This is a genomic window from Algibacter ulvanivorans, from assembly GCF_048381495.1.
Taxonomy (GTDB): domain Bacteria; phylum Bacteroidota; class Bacteroidia; order Flavobacteriales; family Flavobacteriaceae; genus Algibacter_B; species Algibacter_B ulvanivorans.
Map to the genome: position 1 here is coordinate 230185 of NZ_JBLWGD010000005.1, position 17229 is coordinate 247413.

Here is a 17229-nt window from a genome sequence, read left to right on the forward strand (position 1 = left end):
TATTGCAACAATAATTATAATAGGGATGTGCCACCACTCAAAATTTTCCATACACCAAAAATAGATAATATTTTTTATGTCCTATTTTAAAACCATATACACAACTAAATTGCATCTATAATTCGATGTAAAATGAGTAGTGAAAACGATAAAATTTTAGCAGAAGAAAGGGTATTGGCTAAAACAGTAGCCAAGGTAACCACTAATTATGTACACTCTAAAATAAAAAGCAGCTCATTAACAATGCGAGGTATTGGTTCGCCTTATAAAAAAGGGAGAAGCAAGTTTTCTGAAAACGAACGTAAACCAATGCTTGAAGCTACTTATATTGAGCCTGCTATTGGAGATAACCGTTTATTAGGTTTCGACTTCAAAAGTAACAGGTCGGGCTTTGTACATCACTTTGGTATTATAAAAGACAATACCAGATACTTAAGAACACATAGTAAAACTGGCACCGTCTATAAGCAAGTTAATCCAAACCTTAAAAGTCAGTCTTTTTTTGATGACATATATAAAAGTTCTGGAGCATTACAAATGTTAGAAAATGGTTTGCAAAAAACTAGAGTAAGAGCTGTTACTTTCCAGCTTCAAAATATTGTTTTAGAAATGAATAAACAAGATGGCTAAAGACACAAAATTTAATTTAACCATTAAAATAAATGGGAAAGAGGTTGCTAATACGCTAAACGGTGTAGGTAAAGAAATTAGAAAATTAAAAGGTCAATTAAATAAATTAAATGAGTCTGACCCAGAATTTCAAAAAAAAGCCCAAGAACTCCAGAAAGCCAGAGAACGTTATGCAGAAATTAAAAATGAAATTGATGGCACAAATGTTTCTTTACAAGAAGCCAAAAGTGATTGGGATAATTTGCTATCCGGTTTCCTTTCAGGAAATTTAGCACAAGCGCAAGAAGGTCTTAAAGGCTTAGTTGGCAATATAAAAAATATAACTAAAGCTGCATTAGCATTTATTGCTACTCCTTTTGGTATGGCAATAGCAGCAATAGCCACCATTGGCGCAGGCGTAAAAAAATGGGTAGACTACAATTTAGAAATAGAAAAAACCAATCAATTAATAAGAGATTTAACCCAAGAATCTGGACACGCCATTAGCGTTATACGTATACGTGCAGAAGTTTTAAAAAAAACTTTTGAAGTCGATGTTGCCAAAAGCGTCGAAACCGCTAAAAGTATGGTTAAAAATTTTGGTATTTCTTACAACGAAGCTTTCGATATTATTGAAGATGGCGCCATTCGAGGAAAACTTACAAACGACGAGTTTTTAGACTCTTTAAAAGAATACCCAATACAATTTAAAAACGCAGGATTTTCTGCCACCGATTTTGCAAACATTGTAAGCACAGGCATAGATTTATCTATTTATTCAGACAAACTACCAGATGCCATAAAAGAATTTACTTTATCAATTACCGAAGGCACCGATGCCGCAAAAGAAGCTATGGAAAACGCTTTTGGTAAAAAATTTACAAGTAAATTATTTGCAGATATAAAATCAGGCGCAAAAACGCCAAAAGAAGCATTAGCAACAATAGCAGAAGAAGCTAGTCGTATTGGATTAAACGCACAACAAGCCCAATTATTAACTGCCGATTTATTTAAAGGCGCAGGCGAAGATGCTGGTGGCGCACTTAAAATATTCGAAGCTGTAAATACCGCTTTAAACAAACAAAAAAAGCCACTTACCGAAATTCAAGAAATAGAAAAGCAAAAACTTGAAATAAATAAAGAACTTAAAGGCGTTTACACACAACTATTTGCAAGCGGATCTAAAGGTTTTAATCTTTGGATAGAAAAAGGAAAACTATTTGCTTCAAAAACACTACTCGCTATTTTAAAAGGCGGAGTTGATGTATATAATTGGTTTGTAGACCTAAACAACGAATCGCGAGTATTTTCTGGAATACTTACAGGTTTTGGAGTAGCCTTTTCAGGCAGTTTTAAAATTATAGGCAGCTTACTAACACTAGCAAAAAAAGAATTTGGAAGTTTAGGCACCATTATAGAAGGTGTTTTTACATTAGATCTAAACAAAATAAAAGAAGGGTTTGCTTCTGGAGTTGTAAATATTGCCAAGAGCATCTCTAAATTAAAAGATCAAGCCAAAAAAGATGCCAACGAAATAGCAAACGCCTTTAAAGGTAACAATAAAGCCGAACGTGTATCTTTAGATAATTTTTTAACCGATGATACTGGTAGTAAAACACCAGAAGAAAACACAACTAATAATTTAAACCCTAATTCTAAAAATGAAGATTTAACCCCAGAAGATAAGCGTATTATTGATTCTAAGAAAAAACTAAAACAATTTTTAGATGAGTGGGAAGAAGAACAAAAAATTCAAAAAGAACTAGAAAAATTTGAAAAAGAAGCACGAGAAGAAGAAGAGGAAATATTAAAACTAGAGGCTAAACTTCTAAAAATGGAAGAAGAAGCTGGAATTATTGGATTAAAAGAAGAAGAACTAAGCAACGCCGATAAAGAATTAAAAGAACGCTTAGAACAATCAAAAGAAGAAGGAATAGCAGCAATTAGACAGAAGTATGCGCAGAAACGCCAAAAAGATAAAGACAAAGCCGATAAAGAATATGAGAAAAAATTAAAAGAGCATCATAAAAAATTAGCACAGGCAGAGCAAGATTTAGAAGAAGCCAAGGCTCGAGCATTGCGTTTTGGTATAAATACTCTTCAAACCATTTTCGGCGAAAAAACAGGTATATATAAAGTAATGTTTTCGCTTGAAAAAGCATTAGCAATATCAGAAATTATTAATTCTACAGCCAAAGCTAATGCATTAGCGAAATCTACAAATGCCGCAGTTCCATGGATTATTCCGCCAGGAGTACCAAATCCAGCAAAACCCATCTCTGTAGCAACAATGACAAAATCTATTTTAGCCAACAAAATAAACGCTGGTGTACAAATAGCTACTATTGCAGCATCAGCAATTCAAGGGTTTAAAGACGGTGGCCCAACAGGTTCAAACGCCATATATCACGATCAATATGGTAAAGTAACAGGCGTTGTGCATGATGATGAGTGGGTGGCCCCTAAAATCATGACACAAAATCCGCGTTACGCATCAACACTTCAATGGTTAGAAAAAGAAAGAAAAAAAGAATTAGGATTGTTTTTTGATGGCGGTAGCACTAGTAAAACAACACCACCTATGTTTTCAGAAGCTCCAACAATAAACCCCGAAAATAATCAAACCAATCTAGCAATGATACAGCTGTTACAAAAACTAGATGCTAAATTAGACGAAGGCTTTAAAGGTTATATGGTTAGAGATTACCAAGAGTTTTTAGAGCGTAAAGAGCAAGACAAAGAACACCAACAAATACTAAGCAATACGAGATCATGATATACACAGGCGATTATTTATCTAATAAAATATATGGCACCGAAAACAACCATAGTATAACCGTTAAAACCGAAAATAATGCCACGTTTTTAATTTGCCAATTAGATGTTTTATTTAATGGAGAAGTATGGAGCCATCCTTTCGAAATTCCTTTTTTCGATAATATAGCTAGTTTTTATTTCGGTAACTTTATACACAGTATTATTACCCAAAAATTTATTATGCCAAATTTAGATTGTAATACTTTTAATTATTTAGATTTTGATTTGGCTCAGGTAACAATGACGCTGAAAGAAATGGATAACGAAACAGAATTAAGCAGTTTGTCGCATTCATTTTTCATGATATTAGGTAAGTTTCAAACACAAGATGTTACAGCATTTACACCAACATATAATTATATTTTAGAAAATGAAATACCAGAATTTGTAACACCAAATGCCTTAATATCATGTTCCTTTTTATCAACAAATTTTCCTTTAAAATTATTAATAAACTCTAGCGAAACCACTAGAGAAATTAATTTAATACAGCCTAGCACAACAAAACTATTGCACACCATAATTATACCTGTAAAAGAAATTGTTAGCTTAACAACATCCGCATTAACGCTTTCTTTTGAGTTTCCAAACAATATTATATTAAATATTGCAAGCATTAATGTTATAGATAAAGGAATTGATCACAATTTAATAGCGTTTCAAAATCAATTCGGTTCTATTTCTGTTTTAGAATTTAATGGAGAATTAAAAATAAATAATCAGTTTAAATATGATGATTTCGAAACTAGATCGAATAACATTAATAGCATAAATGTTTCAGAAATTACATATAACGAAACCTACACCTTAAACACAGGGTATTGGCTGGATGTAATTAAATATAAATTATTAAAACGCACACTAAAATCCTTCAACATATTTCTTTTTCAAACAACATGGTTGAAAATAATTTTAAGCAAAACCACCACAATAACACCTTATAAAACCAATTTTTATCAAAATAATGAATCCTTAATTTTTAAACTTTCTGAAAATGACAATCCTATATACAGAACATTTTAAATTAGATTTAACCCCTTTAAATATTAAGTTTTCAGAAGAAAATTCCTTTTTTGAAAAAGATTTAATTAAACAACAATCATTTCCTTTTAAAATTCCAAGAACACGCCATTTTATCCCCTTTTTAGAGTTTGTTAGCTCGCATAATAGTGCTTCTGAAACCCCGCTATTAGAAGCTAAATTATTTCGTAACGGCAGCTATTATGAAGCCGAATTATTAATTCTAGGTCAGTTAAAAGATTTAAACGCTATAATATACTTTAGCTTCGATAAGCTTACCATTTTTAACACTCCAATTCAAGACCTGCCATGGCCTAACATAGAAATTGAAACAAATATGTTTGATTTTGCTAATCAAACAAAATCTAAAAGCTATCCAGAAACACCAGTTAATTTTGTTCAAGTTTACGATCCCGAAAAATATAAAGATTATGAATACGGCGAATATAAAAACCCATACACTACAACTAGCGAAAACGAAAATGGAAATTTTATAAACCATTGTAGAAATGGCGAGTTTACAGAGCATGAAAAAAATAAATACGCCATTACAATAACAAAAATGAATGAGTTGCGGCCATTTGCTTATATACTAGAAATAGTAAAGTTTATTTTTATGCAAATAGGCTATACTGTAATTGGCGATTTAGTCACAAGCCCTTCGTTACAGAAAGCGTTGCAGTATCATGACAACCAGATATTTTTCACAAATAAAGATTTTTTAATAAAGCAAAATTTTAATTTTGAACTCGCAGAAACAAATGTTGTTGATAATCCAGGGCCATTAATTTACAACGAATATTTACAACAAATAGATTTGGAAGGAAAATCGGCTTCATATACAGTAAGCCTAAAAATTAGTTCTTTGTTGTCTGAAAACGACCCCTGCCAATGCCGTATATCTTGTTTTTTTAACGATAAATTACTTGCTAGTAAATTAGCAACAAACTACGCTACAGATGCCGAGTTAGAGTTTAGTATTGAATTAAATTTTAATTTAGAAATACCTGAAGACTTTAAAACCTTGCCTTTAGAATTTAAGTTAGAATGTCCTTCGCAAGTTATCTATTTTCTTGAAGGCGAATTTGAAATTAAAGGCACCAAGCGGCCTTTATACTATAATAGTATTAACATAAAAAATTTGTTGCCAAACCAAACTGTTGGAGAGTATATTTCGAATATAAAATCAACATTTATAATGACATCTACTTTTAATCCTTTAGCGAAAACGGTATCGTTCGATTTTTTCAATAATTTCATAAATACACAACCAATTATAGATTTAACATCATATCAAGCTTCTATACCTTTTAGAAAACTAAATAAACTAACAGGCTATAAAATTGATTTTTCTAATAACGAAACTTTATTTTTAAATAAAAATGGAGAGTTTGTTAATTCTGCTATTGGTTACACATCAACATCTATCCCTTTAGAACCACTTCCTGCATTTTTTATATTAACTAAAGGCTATGTTAAGCATCAAGAAGGCACTTCTATTTTGTTTTATAAAACCAACGAAAATGCGTTGCCATTAGTTACAGATGATGATGTTTCATACACAAGATATGGATTTGTGCATCATTTTTTAAGAAATTGGTTATATCAAAATTTAAATGCAGAAGAATATAATGTTACACTTAATATACCATTATATAAAGCATTAAAAATTAAGCCTGAAAGTAAGTTGAAACTTTATAATAATAATTTTTCAATACATAATTTAAAAAGGCAAGATAAAGGAGCTCTTTTTGAATCTATTCAATTTAGATTATTTAAGGTTAAAAACACCGTGTCGTTTAATTTTGGAATAACCACTCCAGATTTTGAACCACCAGTAATTATAACAGCTACTAGGAGTATTGACAACGCACTTCCTGCGCCACACTATTTATATACAGAAACTACAAATTTTATTGTGGATATTGTTGATTATAAAAGATATGGCGAAAATCCTGTATTTATAAAATGCTCGATTTTTACTAACTTGTCTTACGACCCACAAGATTTGGACTTTTACTTTTCAGCCAAATTAATAAGCGCGCCAACTTTAGATTTAACAGCTGATATTTATCCGTCAATAACAGATAAAAATATTATCACTTTTCAAAAATCAATAGGAAGCGAAAACCCTTATGGCAATTATATTGTAAGATTAACAGCTACTAACTCGGTTGGACTATCAAGTAGTATTGATTTAACTTTAACAGTTGTTTAAATTTTTACAGATTTAATATCCATATTAGCTTTTAAAATTTCTTTTGGAGTATAAGCTTCTGTTTGCGTAATACTATGATGTCTAGCTTGATCTCTTACTGAAATTGTTGGTATACCAGCTTTTAACATATTCGTTATACCAGTATCTTTTAGGCTATACCAATGTATATGGCTTTCAAGGTTTAATTTTTTACGCATAAAACTCCATTTTTTTGTAACCATATCTGGAGATAATTTTTTTAATCCTGGATTAAAAGTGTTAGAAAATAAATAGTTAGTTGCTTTAAAGCCTTTTATGTGTGCTTTTAAAACAGGTAGTAGTAAGTTAGGAATAGTAACCGAATTGCTTTTCCTATTTTTAGAATTTTCAGCGCCAATGTATAATGTAGAATTTTTAATAGATACGTCGGAAACTTTAATATTTGTAATTTCTGTGCGTCTTATTAGGCAATAATAACAAGTTAAGCATAGGGTTAGGTAGTGTTTATTTTTGTTTTTCCAAAATTCAAAAATTCTTTTTAAGTCTTCATCAGAAATAATATTCCTTTTTTTTCTTTGCCTGTTAATTTTTGTAAAATGTTCAGTAGGGTTAGTGGTTATATATTTTTTTGAAATTAAAAAAGAAGCGAATGTTCTAATGAAATTCAAATAATTATCTCGTGTTCGTGCCGACCTATTCTTTTTATATCTGATATAATCTAGATAATTGTTGATAAAATCAGAATTAAATTTAAAACACATCATTTCTGGTTTATTTACAACATCAGTAATGTAAATAGTTAATTGATTAAGCTGCGAAGTATACGTTTTAAACGTATCAAATCTATGATTACCTTCTTTATATTCTAAACTAGCGCGTGTTTTAAAAATATTTATGGCGTCAATTAATTTAGTTAACTCTTTAGCACCTTCGTTTTGATTAAAAGGATTCCAACCTTCTTCTAAACGTTTATTTATTTCAAAAACCATTCGTTTAGCTAATTTTTTCCTTTCAGTAATACTTTTTAATGGCTTAACTCTGTTGCGTTTTCTAGTTAATTTTTCTGTAACAGGGTGTTTAACATAATAAACAATTTCCCATGTTTTATTGGCATGAAGTTCTGCAGGAATAAAATCTATAAATACTATGTTTTGGCGCTTTTCAGATTTTTGCATTTTTTTTTTACATCTGATTAATACCAGTTGCAAAAAATTAATAATAAACTTGACACGTTTTTGACACGCTTTTTTAGTAAAAACACTCCTAATCCTAGTAAAATAGGAGTGTTTTATCGTGGAGTCGGAGAGAATCGAACTCTCGTCCAAACAAGTAACCAAAGAGCTTTCTACACGCTTATTCTATTCTTGGTTTTTCGATTATAAGCTGGTTACAGACAACCCACTTATAACTTATCTTCTTTAATTTCGTAAAAGCATCAAAGCACTACTTAAACTATATTGACATTTACGATGCCTCAAAATAGAACGCCGTCAATCAAGGCTTTCTGGAGACATAAAGCTTGTACACCTTGTGTACCTAGGCTAATCTTACTATAATTCAGATTATGCAGCTAAAGCGTAGTTATTCTCGCCGTTTAAAATTTGGTCTAGCCTTTAACGTGTTTCAATGCCATTACACGACGTGCTTACCGTTCAATTAATCTCGCTGTCAAAACCAGTCGACCCCATAATTAATTTTCATTTGGGCGTTACCCTAAAAAGGGTCAGGCTTTCGGCAGTCGCTTTTTTGTGTTGCATAGGTGCAACAACACAAAAAGAGCTTCAACAAAGCCTCAATCCTTAACGCGGGCAGCAAAGGTATCAAAAAACTTTGTTTACCACTTCAAATCTAATTACTTTTAGTCAAAATTTATACCAAAAGAGAATCTGTCAGTAAAAAAGACAAAAAATATTAATCCTAAATTTTAGGCGTAATAATACAAAATATGAAATTTGCCATAATAAAAGAACGCAAAAACCCACCCGACCGCCGTGTGGTATTTTCACCATCAAAATTAAAAGAAGCAACAAATAAGTTTCCAGAAGCCGTATTTAAAGTAGAGTCTTCAAACATAAGAGTATTTCAAGACCAAGAATATAAAAACGCAGGCTTTGAAGTATTAGACAATGTGGCAAATTGCGATGTTATGTTAGGCGTAAAAGAAGTGCCAATAGAAGCACTTATACCAAACAAAAAATATTTTTTCTTTTCGCACACCATAAAAAAACAACCCTATAACCGTAAACTGCTAAAAGCCATTTTAGAAAAAAATATAGAACTCTACGACCATGAAACTATAGTAAACGAAAAAGGATTTCGTTTAATAGGTTTTGGGCGTTACGCAGGCATTGTTGGAGCTTACAATGGGTTTCGAGCATGGGGACTAAAATACAATTCATGGAGTTTGCCCAAAGCAGGACCGTTACCAAACCAAGCTGCATTAATAGCAGAATTAAACCAAATAACGCTTCCAAACATAAAAATACTATTAACCGGAAGCGGTAAAGTAGCAAAAGGGTCGCAAGAAATGCTAGACGCCATGAATATTAAAAATGTATCGGTACAAGAATATCTAAATAACACATTTAACGAGCCTGTATATTGTAAAATAGATGTTTTAGATTATAATAAACGAAAAGATGGACAAGTAATAAATAACCAAGATTTTTATAACAATCCGCAAGAATACACATCTAACTTTATGCGCTTTGCCAAAGTAACCGATTTTTATATTGCCGGACATTTTTATGGCGATGGTGCACCATACTTATATACAAGAGCAGATGTGAAATTAGCCAATTTTAATATTAAAGTTGTAGCCGATGTAAGTTGCGATGTAGATGGCCCAGTAGCAACAACTATAAAAGCATCAACCATTGCAGATCCTATTTATGGATACGATCCAGAAACCGAAACCGAAATAGATTATAAAAACGATAAAGCTATAACCGTAATGGCTGTAGATAATTTACCATGCGAACTCCCACAAGACGCTAGCGAAGGTTTTGGCGATATGTTTTTAAACCATGTAATACCAGCCTTTTTCAATAACGATGCCGATGGTATTCTTAAACGTGCTAAAATTACCGAAAACGGAAAACTAACAAAACGCTTTTCGTATTTACAAGATTATGTGGACGGATTAGAGTAAAAAATCTTAAAAGTAAAATTGCCAATACATAAAAATAAACCAAAAAGTATGGTAAAAAGCCATGCTTCTTGGTTCGTATTTGGGCTAGTTATTATATTAAAAATATCGATAAATAAACACTTAGGGTTACTTAATATTTCCCAAGAGTTATACCTTAGAAATCTACCTAAATAAATACCAAAACTTGTTAAAAACATAGTTACTATAATTATATAATTTACTTGTCTTTTGGTAAAAAAACGATAAAGTAAAGTTTTTACATCATGTACCGATAAGTAAAATAATAACAGTCCATTAAATGCAAAAGAAGAAATTAATAAGGCATCTAGCCAAAGCATATATGGATTACTTATTTTTAAATGTATAAAATCTGTAATAATGTATGGTGCGTTGGGTAATAAAACAATCCAAAGACAAAAACTAAAGGTAAAAGCTATTTTATTATGATTTTTAAGTATTGATAAATAGCAAGAAACAACATAAGGCAAAACAGCTAAAAATAAATTCCAAATTAATATTAAATAAAAAAGAGAATTTGAAATTTTTATCTGTATAACTAATAATGCCAAGCTGTATAAAATAGAAATACCTAATAACCAAACCGTTTTATTTCTATTTAAAAAGAGCTGCTTTAAGCTATTCATAGTTTATTAAATTTATATTCAAAAAATAATGTGCTAATAATACCAAGTGTATAGGCTACTAAATCTAAAACTTGAAAAGTACTACCTAAAACGAGTTTACAAAGGTAGTTATCTTGCAAATTAAATAAAGCTAAATAATTAGTAAGCTGTAAAAACTCAACAGTATAAGCGACAAGTAAAACCATAATTGCTATTTTAAAATGGTTGTTTACTATAAAACTTTTAAAGAAGCAATAAAGTAAAATAACGCATAAGTAATCGCCAACGGTATGCCTTATAAAACCTGTTTTTAAATATATAGCAATAAGCACTTCTATTGTTAAAAGTATTAAAGTTAAAATTATATATGTTTTATTTAGCTTCATATTAGTTGTTTCTTTCTGGTTCTATAAGCCAACTCCAAGATTTTAAAGTTGTAAAAAAAGCAGCCGTTACAAACGCTATAAAAAAGAGTTCGAAATTCGAAAAGACTATTAAATAAATACATAAGCCAAATAAAATAATAGCATAATAAGGCAGATAGGTTTTATAAATATGTTTATAGCTTTTATGCTTTTGCTTTAGCCAGTAAAAAGGAGCAATGGTTAAACAAATGGTTAACGAGCAACATATACTAATTGGAATTACAGATAGTAAAACAAATAGAAACATTTCAGAATTAAAATAATCAGTAAAAATAATTGCCCAAAATATTACACCAGATAATCCGGTTGCTTTAATTATTGTTGTTGAGGTGTTTAAGCTCATTATTTAATTTTTAAGTTATCAAAATGAATTTCTTGCCAAGTATTTTTGCTTAACGTTTTTAAATAGCGCTTGTATTTTCTGTTAATTGCTCTTGTTTGCTTTTGGTTTAAACTTTTTTTATCTAAATAATTTTTAAGAATAAACGTGTTGTTGTTAGATAGTTTTATTAAATATTTAAAATCCATAGATTTTGAATAGTTTAAGTTGTAAATGGTTATAAAACTATCCCAGTTTATAGTACAGGATACTATTAATATAGTAAAAGCTGTTAGGGTATTTATTCTAAATAAATACCAAAGGTTATTAATGTTTTTAATTTTAATATATGTAGTTGTTAAGCCAATAATGGTTAGTAATAGGTAAACTAAAACACCAATGCGTTTGTAGGTAAGCCCAAAGTAATAAATGTACTGAAAGTCTTTTATAGCTATGTTTATTATAAGTATAGCGTTAAGTGAAATCCAGGCAAAAGCAACTACTTTTAAGCCTTTATTTTTTTTATAGAAGTTTAATTCGCCTCTAAAAAAGTACAGAATAATAATTATTGCTATTATAATTGAAGCAATTAGTGTATAAATACTACTGTGTACTTGATTAGAAAATGATGGAGCCCGAAAATCGGTCGACGTTGTAAGGTATGTAAAGTCTGTAATTAAAAATAAAATAATAAGTACATTTAAGGCAAATATTAGGATAAAACCAAACTGATGCTCTTTTATTAAATTGGCTTGTTCTTGTTTTTGTTCTTCTTTAATTAACAGGTTTCCTGTTTCGGCATCAATAGTAGTAGCTGGATTTACAGCTATAGGTTTAGATATGTTATCTATTAAATAATACCCTAATACTGCTAGCAATATCCATTGAAGATTTATAAAACTAAAATCTATATGGTTAATTAAATTATTAAATACAGGATTTCCATCTTTGTAAAGACAAATAAAAAGAACAATTACAACTATAGGAACACTAATAATTTTAAAAAGATGTAAGTAATCTATGTTTTTATTTAAAACTTTTTTTTCTTCTTTTTCAATAGTATTAAAATGTCTATGAAATAGCCCTGCGATAGTAGAGTATAAGCCATTTAACCAATTAATGTAAAGGGATGCGTTTGGTGTTGATATTTGCCCAACTAAAGTAATTAAAGCTATTGTATTTGCTATAATTGATAAGCTATTGTTATATATAAATACTGCAAAGGCAGTTAATAAATAAAGTATTGCGTATGCTACAGTACTTTTTTGTTTAAATGCTTTTTTATGCTGAATAAATAAAGCGCTTATAATTAATACACTAAACAAAGAAAGGTTAAGCCCTATGTTTTTACCGTAAAAAAGTATGCTGAATAAAAGAGCACTAATTATTGATATTAAGTTTTTCATTTTTAATTGTTTTAAAGTACTTTGTTTTTCAAAGTAAATGGGTAAATTTTTTTATTCTTTTTTAATTAATTTTTCAAGAGCTTCAATATGTTTTTTAAAAGCCTCCTTGCCTAGTTTAGTAGTAGAGTATCGGGTGTTGGGTTTTCTGCCAATAAATTGCTTTTCAACTTTAATGTATTCAGCCTTTTCTAAAGCTTTGGTGTGGCTTGCTAAATTTCCATCTGTAGCTCCAAGTAATTCTTTTAACATATTAAAATCGGCATATTCATTAACCATTAAAATGGACATAATACCTAATCTAATTCTATGGTCGAAAGCTTTGTTTATGTTTGTTATTATGCTCATTATTTTTTATTTAACTTCCAGCTAAAGGCGAGCCAAAAATACCAACTGCAAGCTCTATCCATATTAAAATAAGAATAATTATAATGGCAGATACTATTATAATACGGTGTTGTTTATTTTTAAATTTTTTAAGAAATAATTCTACAGTAAAGCTTGCACTAAAAAGTAATAACCCTGCAACAATAAAATCTTGTATAGTCCAGTTAACTTGGTTAGAAAATTGCATGCCAATTAACGGTATTAAAAGTATGACTATAATACAAGCCATTAAAATTTTAAATCTTTTGCTTATTGTTACCATTATTTATCATATTTAAAATGCATCCAAGTACCATAAATTATGTGCATTATACCAAAGCCAAAAACCCAAAGCCAAAACCCATATCCAGGGATTAATGCGGCAATTAGGCCTAAAATTATTTCGGTATAGCCTAAATACCTAATATCTCCAATACTATATTTCGAGGCATTTACTAAAGCTAGTCCATAAAAAATTAGCATTAACGCTCCAGTTTGGCCGTACTTACCATGGCTTAAAATAATTAATATATACAGGCCGCCTGTAACTAAAGGAATTAAAAAATTTAAAACTAAACGTTTAGACGTTGCATCCCATATATTTGCTGCATTTTTCTTTGCCTTTTTTATAGATAAAATAATTCCGGTAATAATGCTAAATAGTGCAACCAAACCTAAGTCTAGTAATATTAACCTAAATATTTTTCCGTCTAATTTTAAAGTGCCATAACTAAAATTTTGAACTAACCAATAAGCTATAGCTGCGCCTATTAAAGCGTAAATCCCAGCAAGTATTCCAGATAAACCACTAAGCGAAATAAAACGAGACGATTTATTCATTAAATCTTTAATTTCGCTAATGTCTTTTAAATAATCTTTTGATTCCATATAAAAGTACTTTGAAATGCAAAGTAAATAATATTTTTTGAATTTATGATTATAAATTTTTGTTAAGTTTGAAATAAAATAAAATTTGTGAAACCTGTAGACGAATATTTTATAAACCAAAAAGAGCCCTATCAATCTATAATGCTTTATGTTAGAAGCATAATTTTACAAACCTTGCCACAAGTAGAAGAGCGTTATAGCTACAAAATTCCGTTTTATAATATTGGCAAAAAGCCAATGATTTATTTAAACATATTAAAAGGGAAAGATTATGTTGATGTGTGTTTTGTACAAGGTATATTATTAGAAAAAGATTTTCCTGTTTTAAAAAACGATAATAAAAGAAAGCAAGTACGTTCCATACAATTAAAAACACTTGAAAGTTTAAACCAAGAAAATTTTATAGCACTTTTGCATGCAGCATACGCATTACTTAGTAAAAGCAAAAAGGCATGGTTTATTTAACTGTTTTTTTTACTTTAAAAGCGGCCCAAAGTGTAATTGAAGCTAATACAATCCAAAAAGCATCAATAAAAAATAATTGAGTTTGTTGTTCACTATAGCTTTTCCATATCCAGTTTCCTGTACTAATACCATTTGCTATTGGTATAAAAAAACCAATAATACTACCAGAAATTAAACACACTTTATTGGTAAATACGTTGTCCTTTTTTATAATAAAAAGTATAGTTAGTACTAACCAACCTATAAAGTAAAAACTATAAATAAAACTTTTATTATAAGGTTGAAATAACTTTACAGCAACAAATGTTGCGGCTGTTATAGGATACATACTTAAGCAAATGGCTAAATAAATTCTAACAACGCGTTGGTTGAAGCGTCGTTTTTTTTCTGGCGTATTTTTTTTGTTTCTTGCTACAAGCCAAATCATAACACCAGAAATAATAACAAAACAAGTTATTATACCTAGTAAAAAGCTAATAATTTTTAAAACATAACCACCATAATCGCCATAATGAATTCGGTATAATATATTTTTAACACTATCAAGGTACGACGCTTGTAAGGTTGGATCTTTTTTAGAAACTAAATGCCCTGTTTTTAAATTATAAATAGCTTCTCCCGTAGCATTAAATTTAGTGTTGTAATTTAAATGACCGCTTATAGAGGCATGCATATTAGAGTCGCCATAATTAAATATATGAATTTCGGTTATATTAAAACCTTCCCAAAGTGCTTTTGTTTTTTTACTTAAGTTATTAATACTAACATCTGTTTTTATTAGTTCGTTTTTAAATTCGAAATGCGGGTGTGTATAACCTAAATCTTCATAAAATTTAGTTTCATTACCTTGGTAAAGCGTCATTACAGTTGGAGCAATTAATAAAGCTTTTATCATAAAAAATGCACCTGTAACAGCATAAACAAATTGAAACGGAAGACCAATCATTCCTAAACCAGTATGTGCATCTGTCCAAAGTGTTTTTAGTTTCGACCATGGTCTAAAAACATAAAAATTAGACACTATCTTATTCCAATGTACAATAACTCCTGTAATAATGGCAAATAAAAAGAATAATGCAATAAAGCCCGATAAATAGTAGCCAAAAGGGTAGGGTATTTGTGCTAAAAAATGAAGCCTATATAAAAACTCGCCTAAAGTATAGGAGTCTGTGTAGTTATGTTCGGTTAAATCTTGATTGTCTAAATAGAAAAAGGCTGAATTATTTTCTGTTCTTAAGGTATCTTTTGATGCCGAAATAGATACTCCAATTCTATCTTCTATATAATATTTTTTTAATTCAATATCTCTGCCATGTAAATTATATGTGGTGTTTAAGGAATCTAATACGGTATCAAAATCTATTTCAATATCATCAGTAATTTTTACAGTATCATTACGTTCCCAGTTTACAATTTCATCTCTAAAAAAAGAAAACGAACCAGCAAAAAATATAACATAAAGTATGACGCTTATAACAATACCACTAACGGTATGAGTATGGAAAAGAATATTGTACGTTCTGTTTTTCATGGTTAAGAAATAATAGGGTTATAAAGCATTCCTAAATACAGTATAATTGAAAAAAATATGGTTAGTAGTAAATAAATACCCCAGAGTTTCCAACCGTTTTTTGATAAAAAGGCCAAAATCATTAATGTAACCCAAAGTATAAAACCTGTAAAGGTAGAACTTATAATTACTATAACATGGTTACACCAAGACGCTAAAGCTAAATGGCAGGTTGTAGATACTAAATAGCCACCTAAGATCCCGGCAGATATTTTTGCAAATCGTTGCCAGTTTGACGATAAATATTTTGTGTTAGCAGGCATATTAAAAAGCTAGAAATTCTATAACAACCAATGCAGCAAATAGCAATAATGTGGTTTTTATGTTTAATAATTTTAAGGGCGAAAGGATTATTATTAGACTTCCTAAAGTCATTAAAACAATAAAAAAAAGTAGTATACCAACGCCAATTCCAAAATAATACGCATATAAACTTATAGCTACAATTAATAATAGTAAACCAATAATTTTTGCTGGTTTAGTGTTTCTTTTAACCCAGTTTTCAATTCCAAAATTTAAAATTATTGTTGCTTTTTTAGATGTGCAATAAAACATATAAAAAGCTGTAAAAAGTATAATAAATGCTAATGATGCCATGTTAACTTTATGTTTTTATAGTATAGTGTATGTAGCACAATGCCATATAAATTGGTATTCTTTTTTGTTGTAAATACCTGGTACTTCTTCTTTGGTTGTGGTTTCAACAATATATTTTGTTTTCCAAGGGCGTTTAAATGAAACCATGCCATTATTGTCTGTTTGTAAGGTTTTTGTCCATAAATCGGCCACAAAAACTTTTAATTCGTTGTTTGCTAGTGGCTTGTTTTTGTATAAAACTTGTAGCTTTTTTTCATCGGTATTGTTAGATACGTCTTTTATTGTAATTCCTGTTTGGTTAACAGCAGCAGTTTCGGTTGTTGTTTCTCCTACTTGTATTTTTGTAGATGAATGATAGTGTGTTTTAAAAATTCCAAAATCGTACTGTGTATAATCAATAACATCAATATTATTATTGTTTAAGGCTACGGTATAAGTGCCGTTACTTGTTGGAGTAAATGTGGCTAGATAATAATTTTCAAAGGCATTGGTTTTTAAGGTTGTTTTTTTTCCGTTTTCATCAATAATCCAAAGCGTGAAGTTTTTAACTTTTGGGTAGTTTTCTCCATTTACTTTTTCAATAACGCCATAAGTATACTCGCCAAAGTAAACTTTTATTTGTTGCTCGGTTCCTATTTTACCAATAGGGTTTGTTTCAATCCACAGATAATGGGCAAAAGATTTTGTAGTTACCATGGTAACTAATGCAATTGTAAAAAATATTTTTTTCATGTGTGTTATATTTAAAAGGTTAAAAGCAGCCTTCTTAATTTTAAATA

The 17229-nt window shown here is 29.8% G+C and carries 18 protein-coding genes and 1 other RNA gene; 6 read left to right on the forward strand and 13 right to left on the reverse strand.

The window, feature by feature from the left end:
• Positions 1-132: 132 nt before the first annotated feature.
• Genes ACNG5D_RS13270 through ACNG5D_RS13285 form a run of 4 tightly spaced genes read left to right on the forward strand, consistent with a single transcriptional unit; the run spans position 133 to position 6664 of the window.
• Positions 133-630: a hypothetical protein gene (locus ACNG5D_RS13270; protein WP_418184010.1), complete on the forward strand. Its 498-nt coding sequence runs from the start codon at positions 133-135 to the stop codon at positions 628-630.
• A complete protein-coding gene (locus ACNG5D_RS13275) occupies positions 623-3385 on the forward strand; it encodes a phage tail tape measure protein (RefSeq protein ID WP_418184011.1) in 2763 nt (920 codons plus the stop codon). The genes ACNG5D_RS13270 and ACNG5D_RS13275 overlap by 8 nt, the downstream gene beginning before the upstream one ends.
• Positions 3382-4449, forward strand: coding sequence for a hypothetical protein (locus tag ACNG5D_RS13280; RefSeq protein ID WP_418184012.1), 1068 nt, complete (start codon positions 3382-3384; stop codon positions 4447-4449). Before ACNG5D_RS13275 ends, ACNG5D_RS13280 begins: the two co-directional genes overlap by 4 nt.
• On the forward strand, positions 4421-6664 hold the full coding sequence (locus tag ACNG5D_RS13285) for a hypothetical protein (RefSeq protein WP_418184013.1): 2244 nt from the start codon (positions 4421-4423) through the stop codon (positions 6662-6664). The genes ACNG5D_RS13280 and ACNG5D_RS13285 overlap by 29 nt, the downstream gene beginning before the upstream one ends.
• Here ACNG5D_RS13285 and ACNG5D_RS13290 read toward each other — a convergent pair.
• Positions 6661-7818, reverse strand: a complete 1158-nt coding sequence (locus tag ACNG5D_RS13290) for a tyrosine-type recombinase/integrase (RefSeq protein ID WP_418184014.1) — start codon at positions 7816-7818, stop codon at positions 6661-6663. The two genes, ACNG5D_RS13285 and ACNG5D_RS13290, sit on opposite strands and share 4 nt — an antisense overlap.
• Positions 7819-7934: 116 nt before the next feature.
• Positions 7935-8329: a transfer-messenger RNA gene (gene ssrA / locus ACNG5D_RS13295) on the reverse strand.
• Positions 8330-8588: 259 nt separating this feature from the next.
• On the opposite strand from ssrA, the gene ACNG5D_RS13300 reads away from it, so the two are divergent.
• On the forward strand, positions 8589-9794 hold the full coding sequence (locus ACNG5D_RS13300) for an NAD(P)-dependent oxidoreductase (protein WP_418184015.1): 1206 nt from the start codon (positions 8589-8591) through the stop codon (positions 9792-9794).
• On the opposite strand, the gene ACNG5D_RS13305 is transcribed toward ACNG5D_RS13300, so the two are convergent.
• The 7 genes from ACNG5D_RS13305 to ACNG5D_RS13335 are packed head-to-tail and all read right to left on the reverse strand — an operon-like array spanning position 9773 to position 13818.
• A complete protein-coding gene (locus tag ACNG5D_RS13305; protein ID WP_418184016.1) occupies positions 9773-10438 on the reverse strand; it encodes a DUF1361 domain-containing protein in 666 nt (221 codons plus the stop codon). The genes ACNG5D_RS13300 and ACNG5D_RS13305 overlap by 22 nt on opposite strands.
• Positions 10435-10803, reverse strand: coding sequence for a ribosomal maturation YjgA family protein (locus tag ACNG5D_RS13310; RefSeq protein WP_418184017.1), 369 nt, complete (start codon positions 10801-10803; stop codon positions 10435-10437). Before ACNG5D_RS13310 ends, ACNG5D_RS13305 begins: the two co-directional genes overlap by 4 nt.
• A gap of 1 nt (position 10804) precedes the next feature.
• Positions 10805-11185, reverse strand: coding sequence for a hypothetical protein (locus ACNG5D_RS13315; protein ID WP_418184018.1), 381 nt, complete (start codon positions 11183-11185; stop codon positions 10805-10807).
• The gene (locus tag ACNG5D_RS13320) at positions 11185-12567 is read right to left on the reverse strand and encodes a DUF4153 domain-containing protein (protein WP_418184019.1); all 1383 of its coding nucleotides are present in this window, start codon (positions 12565-12567) and stop codon (positions 11185-11187) included. Before ACNG5D_RS13320 ends, ACNG5D_RS13315 begins: the two co-directional genes overlap by 1 nt.
• A gap of 51 nt (positions 12568-12618) precedes the next feature.
• Positions 12619-12912, reverse strand: coding sequence for a winged helix-turn-helix domain-containing protein (locus ACNG5D_RS13325; protein WP_418184020.1), 294 nt, complete (start codon positions 12910-12912; stop codon positions 12619-12621).
• Positions 12913-12922: 10 nt separating this feature from the next.
• Positions 12923-13213 (reverse strand): hypothetical protein, encoded by a 291-nt coding sequence (locus ACNG5D_RS13330; protein WP_418184021.1) that lies wholly within the window; start codon positions 13211-13213, stop codon positions 12923-12925.
• Positions 13213-13818, reverse strand: coding sequence for a hypothetical protein (locus ACNG5D_RS13335; RefSeq protein WP_418184022.1), 606 nt, complete (start codon positions 13816-13818; stop codon positions 13213-13215). The genes ACNG5D_RS13330 and ACNG5D_RS13335 overlap by 1 nt, the downstream gene beginning before the upstream one ends.
• 87 nt (positions 13819-13905) lie before the next feature.
• Between ACNG5D_RS13335 and ACNG5D_RS13340 the strand changes: the two genes are divergently transcribed.
• Positions 13906-14283: a DUF1801 domain-containing protein gene (locus ACNG5D_RS13340; protein WP_418184023.1), complete on the forward strand. Its 378-nt coding sequence runs from the start codon at positions 13906-13908 to the stop codon at positions 14281-14283.
• On the opposite strand, the gene ACNG5D_RS13345 is transcribed toward ACNG5D_RS13340, so the two are convergent.
• From ACNG5D_RS13345 to ACNG5D_RS13360, 4 genes are read right to left on the reverse strand one after another with little or no spacing between them, the layout of a single operon-like run.
• On the reverse strand, positions 14276-15814 hold the full coding sequence (locus ACNG5D_RS13345) for a PepSY domain-containing protein (protein WP_418184024.1): 1539 nt from the start codon (positions 15812-15814) through the stop codon (positions 14276-14278). The genes ACNG5D_RS13340 and ACNG5D_RS13345 overlap by 8 nt on opposite strands.
• 2 nt (positions 15815-15816) lie before the next feature.
• A complete protein-coding gene (locus tag ACNG5D_RS13350) occupies positions 15817-16116 on the reverse strand; it encodes a hypothetical protein (RefSeq protein WP_418184025.1) in 300 nt (99 codons plus the stop codon).
• Between the two features lies 1 nt (position 16117).
• Positions 16118-16450 (reverse strand): hypothetical protein, encoded by a 333-nt coding sequence (locus tag ACNG5D_RS13355; protein WP_418184026.1) that lies wholly within the window; start codon positions 16448-16450, stop codon positions 16118-16120.
• Positions 16451-16465: 15 nt separating this feature from the next.
• On the reverse strand, positions 16466-17182 hold the full coding sequence (locus tag ACNG5D_RS13360) for a DUF4198 domain-containing protein (protein WP_418184027.1): 717 nt from the start codon (positions 17180-17182) through the stop codon (positions 16466-16468).
• Positions 17183-17229: the final 47 nt, after the last annotated feature.

Excerpts from the sequence above, each read along its gene's own strand:
- ACNG5D_RS13275 (WP_418184011.1), top strand. The coding sequence starts at position 623 with ATGGCTAAAGACACAAAATTTAATTTAACCATTAAAATAAATGGGAAA.
- ACNG5D_RS13315 (WP_418184018.1), bottom strand. The coding sequence starts at position 11,185 with ATGAGCTTAAACACCTCAACAACAATAATTAAAGCAACCGGATTATCT.
- ACNG5D_RS13285 (WP_418184013.1), top strand. The coding sequence starts at position 4,421 with ATGACAATCCTATATACAGAACATTTTAAATTAGATTTAACCCCTTTA.
- ACNG5D_RS13320 (WP_418184019.1), bottom strand. The coding sequence starts at position 12,567 with ATGAAAAACTTAATATCAATAATTAGTGCTCTTTTATTCAGCATACTT.
- ACNG5D_RS13335 (WP_418184022.1), bottom strand. The coding sequence starts at position 13,818 with ATGGAATCAAAAGATTATTTAAAAGACATTAGCGAAATTAAAGATTTA.
- ACNG5D_RS13310 (WP_418184017.1), bottom strand. The coding sequence starts at position 10,803 with ATGAAGCTAAATAAAACATATATAATTTTAACTTTAATACTTTTAACA.
- ACNG5D_RS13345 (WP_418184024.1), bottom strand. The coding sequence starts at position 15,814 with ATGAAAAACAGAACGTACAATATTCTTTTCCATACTCATACCGTTAGT.
- ACNG5D_RS13305 (WP_418184016.1), bottom strand. The coding sequence starts at position 10,438 with ATGAATAGCTTAAAGCAGCTCTTTTTAAATAGAAATAAAACGGTTTGG.
- ACNG5D_RS13350 (WP_418184025.1), bottom strand. The coding sequence starts at position 16,116 with ATGCCTGCTAACACAAAATATTTATCGTCAAACTGGCAACGATTTGCA.
- ACNG5D_RS13325 (WP_418184020.1), bottom strand. The coding sequence starts at position 12,912 with ATGAGCATAATAACAAACATAAACAAAGCTTTCGACCATAGAATTAGA.
- ACNG5D_RS13360 (WP_418184027.1), bottom strand. The coding sequence starts at position 17,182 with ATGAAAAAAATATTTTTTACAATTGCATTAGTTACCATGGTAACTACA.
- ACNG5D_RS13280 (WP_418184012.1), top strand. The coding sequence starts at position 3,382 with ATGATATACACAGGCGATTATTTATCTAATAAAATATATGGCACCGAA.
- ACNG5D_RS13270 (WP_418184010.1), top strand. The coding sequence starts at position 133 with ATGAGTAGTGAAAACGATAAAATTTTAGCAGAAGAAAGGGTATTGGCT.
- ACNG5D_RS13300 (WP_418184015.1), top strand. The coding sequence starts at position 8,589 with ATGAAATTTGCCATAATAAAAGAACGCAAAAACCCACCCGACCGCCGT.
- ACNG5D_RS13355 (WP_418184026.1), bottom strand. The coding sequence starts at position 16,450 with ATGGCATCATTAGCATTTATTATACTTTTTACAGCTTTTTATATGTTT.
- ACNG5D_RS13290 (WP_418184014.1), bottom strand. The coding sequence starts at position 7,818 with ATGCAAAAATCTGAAAAGCGCCAAAACATAGTATTTATAGATTTTATT.
- ACNG5D_RS13330 (WP_418184021.1), bottom strand. The coding sequence starts at position 13,213 with ATGGTAACAATAAGCAAAAGATTTAAAATTTTAATGGCTTGTATTATA.